The 6,090-nt window shown below is 42.8% G+C and carries 10 protein-coding genes; 5 read left to right on the top strand and 5 right to left on the bottom strand.

What is annotated here, in order from left to right; translation table 11 throughout:
• Positions 1-1,204: RNA polymerase factor sigma-54 (rpoN, locus tag ACWB1W_RS01625; protein WP_479369650.1), on the bottom strand; the 1,204-nt coding region annotated here is incomplete at its 3' end.
• Positions 1,205-1,243: 39 nt separating this feature from the next.
• Here rpoN and flgG point away from each other — a divergent pair.
• From flgG to ACWB1W_RS01600, 5 genes are all read left to right on the top strand, one after another.
• Positions 1,244-2,032 (top strand): flagellar basal-body rod protein FlgG, encoded by a 789-nt coding sequence (gene flgG / locus ACWB1W_RS01620; RefSeq protein ID WP_479369649.1) that lies wholly within the window; start codon positions 1,244-1,246, stop codon positions 2,030-2,032.
• The gene (gene flgA / locus ACWB1W_RS01615; protein ID WP_479369648.1) at positions 1,995-2,633 is read left to right on the top strand and encodes a flagellar basal body P-ring formation chaperone FlgA; all 639 of its coding nucleotides are present in this window, start codon (positions 1,995-1,997) and stop codon (positions 2,631-2,633) included. The genes flgG and flgA overlap by 38 nt, the downstream gene beginning before the upstream one ends.
• Before the next feature lies 1 nt (position 2,634).
• Positions 2,635-3,390: a 5'/3'-nucleotidase SurE gene (surE, locus tag ACWB1W_RS01610; RefSeq protein ID WP_479369647.1), complete on the top strand. Its 756-nt coding sequence runs from the start codon at positions 2,635-2,637 to the stop codon at positions 3,388-3,390.
• A 45-nt stretch (positions 3,391-3,435) separates the two neighbouring features.
• Entirely contained in the window at positions 3,436-4,824 is a 1,389-nt protein-coding gene (locus ACWB1W_RS01605) for an FAD-binding oxidoreductase (protein WP_479369646.1), read from the top strand.
• Between the two features lie 105 nt (positions 4,825-4,929).
• On the top strand, positions 4,930-5,100 hold the full coding sequence (locus tag ACWB1W_RS01600; RefSeq protein WP_479369645.1) for a hypothetical protein: 171 nt from the start codon (positions 4,930-4,932) through the stop codon (positions 5,098-5,100).
• Here the strand turns inward: ACWB1W_RS01600 and rpsT are convergent.
• From rpsT to ACWB1W_RS01580, 4 genes are read right to left on the bottom strand one after another with little or no spacing between them, the layout of a single operon-like run.
• Complete coding sequence (gene rpsT / locus ACWB1W_RS01595) at positions 5,091-5,375, bottom strand: 30S ribosomal protein S20 (protein ID WP_479369644.1); 285 nt, start codon at positions 5,373-5,375, stop codon at positions 5,091-5,093. The two genes, ACWB1W_RS01600 and rpsT, sit on opposite strands and share 10 nt — an antisense overlap.
• Positions 5,376-5,403: 28 nt before the next feature.
• On the bottom strand, positions 5,404-5,652 hold the full coding sequence (locus ACWB1W_RS01590) for a DNA/RNA nuclease SfsA (protein WP_479369643.1): 249 nt from the start codon (positions 5,650-5,652) through the stop codon (positions 5,404-5,406).
• The gene (locus tag ACWB1W_RS01585; protein WP_479369651.1) at positions 5,606-5,764 is read right to left on the bottom strand and encodes a DNA/RNA nuclease SfsA; all 159 of its coding nucleotides are present in this window, start codon (positions 5,762-5,764) and stop codon (positions 5,606-5,608) included. Before ACWB1W_RS01585 ends, ACWB1W_RS01590 begins: the two co-directional genes overlap by 47 nt.
• Positions 5,765-5,768: 4 nt before the next feature.
• The gene (locus ACWB1W_RS01580) at positions 5,769-6,050 is read right to left on the bottom strand and encodes a hypothetical protein (protein WP_479369642.1); all 282 of its coding nucleotides are present in this window, start codon (positions 6,048-6,050) and stop codon (positions 5,769-5,771) included.
• Between the last annotated feature and the right edge of the window lie 40 nt (positions 6,051-6,090).

Raw genomic sequence — 6,090 nt, 5'->3', positions numbered from 1 at the left:
ACCCCTTTTTCCTTCTCTTTCTGGATGAAGGTATACCCAACACCTCCCTGTATTTCGTCACAGTTCTTCGTGCAACATTTATTCCCCTGCTTTGTAAAATTTTAGCTATCTCTTCATCGCTCAGCGGTTTTGTTTTGTCCTCACTCTCAATTATCTCCTTGATTAGTGTAAGTATCTCCTCCTGAGATGTTCCCTCAACCGCTTCTCTCACAAAGAAGAACCTTAACGGATAAGTTCCCACAGGCGTTTTTACGTATTTTGAGTTAACTATCCTGCTCACAGTAGACTCATGAACACCCAGTTTTTCCGACACTTCCCTTATAGTTAAAGTCTTTAATGTGTCTACACCTTTGAGAAATCCCTCTTGCCTCCTGACAATTATCCCGATAATCTCCCTTAAGTTTTTCTTTCTTATCTCAAGGGCTTTCTTTATAGCCTCATACCTCTCAAAGGCTTCTTTTAAATAACCTTTTACCTTTCCCTTTGACCTTCTGTAAAGCTCCCAGTACTCCTCGTTAAGGTCCAAGTCTATGAAATCCTCGTAAAGGTAATACCTAAGCTCTCCATCTTCTTCCTCAATTACTGCATCAACCTTGTAAAGCCTTACATTCTCAACTTGGGGTGTAAGGGGTGAGATCTTAAGTCTTGAGAGTTTTGCTTTTACTTTCTCGTTTATACTTCCCGTTTTTCTAAAGTGTAAGAGTGCCTCTTTTAAAGCTTCTGAATCTTCCGGGTAAACTTCCTCAACCTGGAGCTCAAGAAACTCCCAGATGTCCTTAGAACAAACTCCTATGGGTTCAAGCCTCATTAACTTTTTCCTTATCTCCTCAAGGCTATGAACACCTATGCCCAGAATTTCTGCGATTTTACCTATATCCTCCCTGAGAAACCCTTTCTCATCTATAAACCTGAGAAGCTCAAGGGCTATCTCCTTTTCCTTTCCTTTGAACTCTAATTTTACGTTCTCTTCAAGAACTTCAAGCTCTTTCGGTTCGTAGGGAACTTCATAAGAAAACTCCTCAGCTGTATAAAAAACTTTAGGTATCCTTTTAAAAACTCCTTTAACGAAGGGGTTTGTTATCGTTTCCTCGTTTATTATCCTTTCAAGTTCCTGAACAGTAAGGCTTAGAACTTCAAGCTGTTGTTTTAGAAGGATATTTAGGCTCGTCTTAAGTTTTAACTCTAAGCTCTGATTAATCTTCATTTTCTAATTAAAATTTTAAGTAAGGGAGGTGGATTTGTAATGTTCAGGGCTCTTTGGACTTCTGCTTCCGGAATGACAGCACAACAAATGAACCTTGATATTATATCCCACAACATGGCGAACGTGAACACCGTAGGATACAAAAAGATACGGGCAACCTTTCAGGACCTGCTATACCAGACGGTTGAAGAGCCGGGAGCTCCCACATCCCCGACGACCCGCTCACCCTCGGGATTTCAGATAGGTCTCGGAACCTACGTGGCAGACACTTACGGAATATTCACCCAGGGAAATCTGATAAAAACCGATAACCAGCTTGATATAGCTATACAGGGTGACGGTTTCTTTAAAGTAGTCTTGCCCGACGGAACGATAGCTTACACGAGAAACGGTCAGTTCAGGCTTGACTCGGAAGGCAGGATAGTAAACAGTGACGGCTATCCCCTGGATCCCGAAATAACGATACCTGCGGACGCAATAAGTGTTAGCATAGCCTCCGACGGGACCGTAAGTGTTCTAAGACAGGGAGCTACGGAAGTTGAAGAAGTTGGAAGAATAGAACTTGCCAAGTTCGTAAATCCGGCAGGGTTGAGAAGGATAGGTAATAACTTGTTTATACAAACCTCTGCCTCGGGAGAACCTATAATAGACAATCCCGGAAATCAAGGTCTCGGGACGCTCCTTCAAGGATACCTTGAGAGTGCGAACGTGAACATAGTCGAGGAGATGGTGAACCTCATAATAGCCCAGAGAGCTTACGAGTTTAACTCAAAAGGTATACAGGCTGCGGATGAAATGCTATCTCAGGCGGCTAACCTACGTCGTTAGCCTTCTCATCCCCTTAATAACTTTTTCCCTTGATTTAGAAAACTTAATAAAAAGGAAACTAAAAGAAAGATTCGGAGACAAGGTAAAGTTAAAGTCCTACGAGGTTTTAACCTTAATTCCCGAGGATTATGAAGTTGTTGAGTTAAGAGTTTATGAAAACCTACCGAAGGGATTTGTATACCTCAAGAATAAAAAGGTGGGAACGGTAAGACTAAATCTGCTGTGGAAGTGTGAGGTATTAATATCAAAGGAAGATATAACCCCGGGAGAGAGGCTAAACCCCGGCAACGTTCAGAAAAAAAGGGTATATCTGAGTAGATGTCCGAAAGGGATAAACGAACCGGTTGAGAATTTCGTCTCAAAAACGTTTATAAAAAAGGGAGAAATAATAAAAAGAACAAAGTTAAAAAAGAGTTTTCTTGTAAAGAGGGGAGAAAAAGTTAGGGTTTATTACGAGAAAGGAAACTTATTCATAGTTTTTGATGGTAAAGCCCTTGATAACGGATTTATGAACGAGAACGTGAGGGTTCTATCCCCCTTTTCCGATAAGGTAATAAGGGGAAAAGTAATAGGGGAAGGAGCGGTTAAAATACTGGATTGACATGGCTGTTTTTTTACTCGTTAACGACGATGGATACTTTTCGCCCGGTATAAACGCCCTGCGGGAAGCCCTGAGACCTCTCGGAAGGGTTATTGTAGTTGCCCCGGACAGGAACTTAAGCGGGGTGGGGCACTCCCTCACCTTCACCAAGCCTTTAACTATGAGAAAGATAGATACGGACTTTTACACGGTCATAGACGGAACACCCGCAGACTGTGTCCACTTGGGATACAGAGTTATACTTGAGGAAAAAAAACCCGACCTTGTGCTTTCGGGTATAAACGAGGGTCCAAATCTCGGGGAAGACATAACCTACTCGGGAACAGTTTCGGGAGCTATGGAGGGGAGAATTCTGGGTATACCTTCCGTAGCCTTTTCCGTATTTGGGAAAGGGTCAATAATGTTTGAGGAGGTGGCAAAGGTTTGTGTTGACATAGTAAAGAAGGTTCTTGAGAACGGCCTTCCTGAGGATACCTACCTTAACGTAAACATTCCTAACCTGAGGTATGAGGAAATAAAGGGGTACATGATAACGAAACAGGGGAGAAGAGCCTACAAGGAACGGGTTTTCAAGTATTTAGACCCCTACGGGAAGCCTTTTTACTGGATAGCCGCCGAGGAGTTCGGGTGGCATGCCGAAGAAGGGACAGATTACTGGGCGGTTATGAACGGTTTTGTATCCATAACACCCCTAGACCTTGACCTGACAAACTATAAAGCTATGAAAGAGATTAAATTCCTTGAGAAGCTCTTATGAGTTCCCTCCTTTTCTTGTGTTCTCGTATTTCCATATATTATTCCCATGGCGGTAATTACAGATAAAATTGAGAGACTGAAAAAGGCACTCGGTGAAGAAAAGGTCAAAGACTCAATAGTTGAAAGAAAACTATACTCTTACGATGCAACTCCCATACCTATTGAGAGGAGTATACCGGCAGCCGTAGTTTTTCCCGAAAACAGGGAAGACGTTATAAAGCTCGTTGAGGTATGCTACGAGGAAGGCATTCCTATATTCCCTAGAGGTGCGGGCTCAGGTCTCACGGGCGGTGCGGTTCCCACAAGGGAGGACGGAGTAGTTGTCTCCTTTGAGAAGATGGATAAATTCACCGTTGACGTTGATAACGCTACCGCAACCGTTCAACCTGGTGTCATAACCTATCAATTCCAGGAATATGTCGAAAAACTGGGATTCTTTTACCCGCCGGATCCTTCTTCCTTTAAGTATTCAACGATAGGGGGAAACGTTGCGGAAAACGCAGGGGGACCCAGGTGTCTAAAATACGGTGTTACGAGGGAATACGTTCTTGGTCTTGAAACTGTTATAAAGGAGGGTAAGGTTATAAAGACGGGAAGTCCCGTTTTAAAGGACGTTGCCGGATACGATATAACGAAGCTTCTCGTTGGTTCCGAAGGAACGCTAGGTCTTTTTACCGAGATAACCCTAAAGCTCATACCGAAACCAAAAGCAAGAATGACAGCACTTGCTGTTTTTGACGACCTTGAAACCGTTGGAAAAGCGGTAAGTAAAATTCTCACATCGGGTATATTCCCCTCCGCCCTTGAGTTTATGGACAGAGATGCAATAAGGGCTGTTGAGGACTACAAACCCGTAGGACTTCCCAGAGATGCAGAAGCGCTTCTCTTAATAGAGGTTGACGGACATCCATTAGCGGTGAAGGAAGAAATTAAGGAAGTCGGAAGAATTCTCTCGGAGCTCGGTGCGAAGGTTCAGGTTGCCCAAAGCAAAGAAGAAGCCCAAAAGTTATGGACCGCAAGGAAAAACCTCGGACCCGCTCTCGGAAACCTCAGGAGCGGAAAGATAAACGAGGATATAGTTTTCCCGAGAACCTATCTCCCGGAAGCCCTTCCCAAGCTCAGGGAAATAGCCAAGAAGTACAGCCTTCTTATGGTGGTTTTCGGTCATATAGGTGATGGTAATCTTCACGTAAATCTCCTTTATGACAAATCAAACAGGGAAGAAGAAGAAAGGGCAGAACGTGCGGTTGACGAGGTGTTTGAGCTTGCTCTCTCTTACCACGGCTCAATAACGGGAGAGCACGGTGTTGGACTTACGAAGAGAAAGTTCTTAAAGTGGCAGTTTGGGGAGACGGGATACGAGATTTTAAAGGGAATAAAGAAACTCTTTGACCCTAAAAACCTCTTCAACCCGGGGAAGCTTTTCCCCGCCTGATTTTATAACTTTGTTTTAATATTTCCCAAAAATCGTTTTAAATTTGCCTTTTCTGTTTTAAAAATTTAGATTAAAACTCGTAAAAATCCCCGCGGAGGTGTGTTAATGAGTAAGGAATTAATCCGTGTTCTTGAGGAGGCAAACCTAATAACCTGCCTTGAGGAAGACGATTACTGCATAAGTCAAGACCTTAAGGAGGAATACATAAGGATGATTAAAGAGGAGGAGAGAAAAGAGGACTCCTACGTTGATTTCAGCGACACACCTCAGGATTGAGCCTGTTGTTGTTGGATGGCTTTATTCAGAAGTGCGTAAACCCTTGAGGCTCTCCTCGCCGCTTCGTTTTTATGGATTACTCCCTTTGATGCGGTGTGATAAATAACGCTTATAACTTCGTTTATATACTCCTTCGCCTTTTCAATTTCCCCGTTTTCTATCATTCTCCTGAAGTTTTTTATGTAAGTTCTCATCCTTGAGAGGTGATACCTGTTTCTCAGTCTTCTCTTTGCGTCCCTTCTCATTCTCTTTTTCGCCTGTCTCGTATTTGGCATTTCTTACCTCCTTCAGAAGTTTATTAGTTTAAACCTCAAAAGGTATTTTTTCAACAATTTTAATCTCTTCAAGTCCTACCTTGCATTTATACACCTTCTCGGGAAACCCCGTATTAACATATTCGTAGAAAGCCCTGCAGAAATTCTTGTCTCTTTCGCAATTGGGCATAAACCTGTAGAAATCCTCCCTTTGGACAACAAAAACGAGGAGCAGATTATATTTCTTGAGTTTAATTAGCTCCCTTATGTGACTCGCTCCCCCTCTTCGCAGGAGCATCCGGAAAGAGAGCTACACCATTTCTTACAAGGTTTACGGATTTTACCTCAACGAGATTATTCTCAACCGGAAAATCAAACCTGTATTTACCCACCCTTACTTTCCTCCTTATATCTCTAATACCCTTCTCCCTTAAAAACTCCTCGTAAAGCTTGGTAGCGTAATGAGACTCTATACATACAAGGCTTTTTTTCCGCTCTTGTGAGTATTACTTCGTATTTATACTTTCCGCTGCTTTTTTCTCTCACGAAAACCGTGTTTCCGAACTTAAGGAGCTCCTCAAGTCTTCCCGTATTCCTTATGAGAGCTTTCTTAACTCTTCCTTCCAGGAGGACCTCTCCCACAAAGCGGTTAAGCCTTCTGAGAAAAAGGGCGGGAATTAAGGGAGGCAGGACCATAAAAAAATGTTAAAATGTCTTTATGGATATTCAGGAGATA

The sequence above is a fragment of the Aquifex sp. genome, from assembly GCF_056494385.1.
The sequence above is the reverse complement of the archived record's forward strand: the minus strand, read 5'-3'. Positions and strand labels throughout refer to the sequence as shown.

Excerpts from the sequence above, each read along its gene's own strand:
- ACWB1W_RS01600 (WP_479369645.1), top strand. The coding sequence starts at position 4,930 with ATGAGTAAGGAATTAATCCGTGTTCTTGAGGAGGCAAACCTAATAACC.
- ACWB1W_RS01590 (WP_479369643.1), bottom strand. The coding sequence starts at position 5,652 with ATGCTCCTGCGAAGAGGGGGAGCGAGTCACATAAGGGAGCTAATTAAA.
- flgA (WP_479369648.1), top strand. The coding sequence starts at position 1,995 with ATGAAATGCTATCTCAGGCGGCTAACCTACGTCGTTAGCCTTCTCATC.
- surE (WP_479369647.1), top strand. The coding sequence starts at position 2,635 with ATGGCTGTTTTTTTACTCGTTAACGACGATGGATACTTTTCGCCCGGT.
- ACWB1W_RS01580 (WP_479369642.1), bottom strand. The coding sequence starts at position 6,050 with ATGGTCCTGCCTCCCTTAATTCCCGCCCTTTTTCTCAGAAGGCTTAAC.
- rpsT (WP_479369644.1), bottom strand. The coding sequence starts at position 5,375 with ATGCCAAATACGAGACAGGCGAAAAAGAGAATGAGAAGGGACGCAAAG.
- ACWB1W_RS01605 (WP_479369646.1), top strand. The coding sequence starts at position 3,436 with ATGGCGGTAATTACAGATAAAATTGAGAGACTGAAAAAGGCACTCGGT.
- flgG (WP_479369649.1), top strand. The coding sequence starts at position 1,244 with ATGTTCAGGGCTCTTTGGACTTCTGCTTCCGGAATGACAGCACAACAA.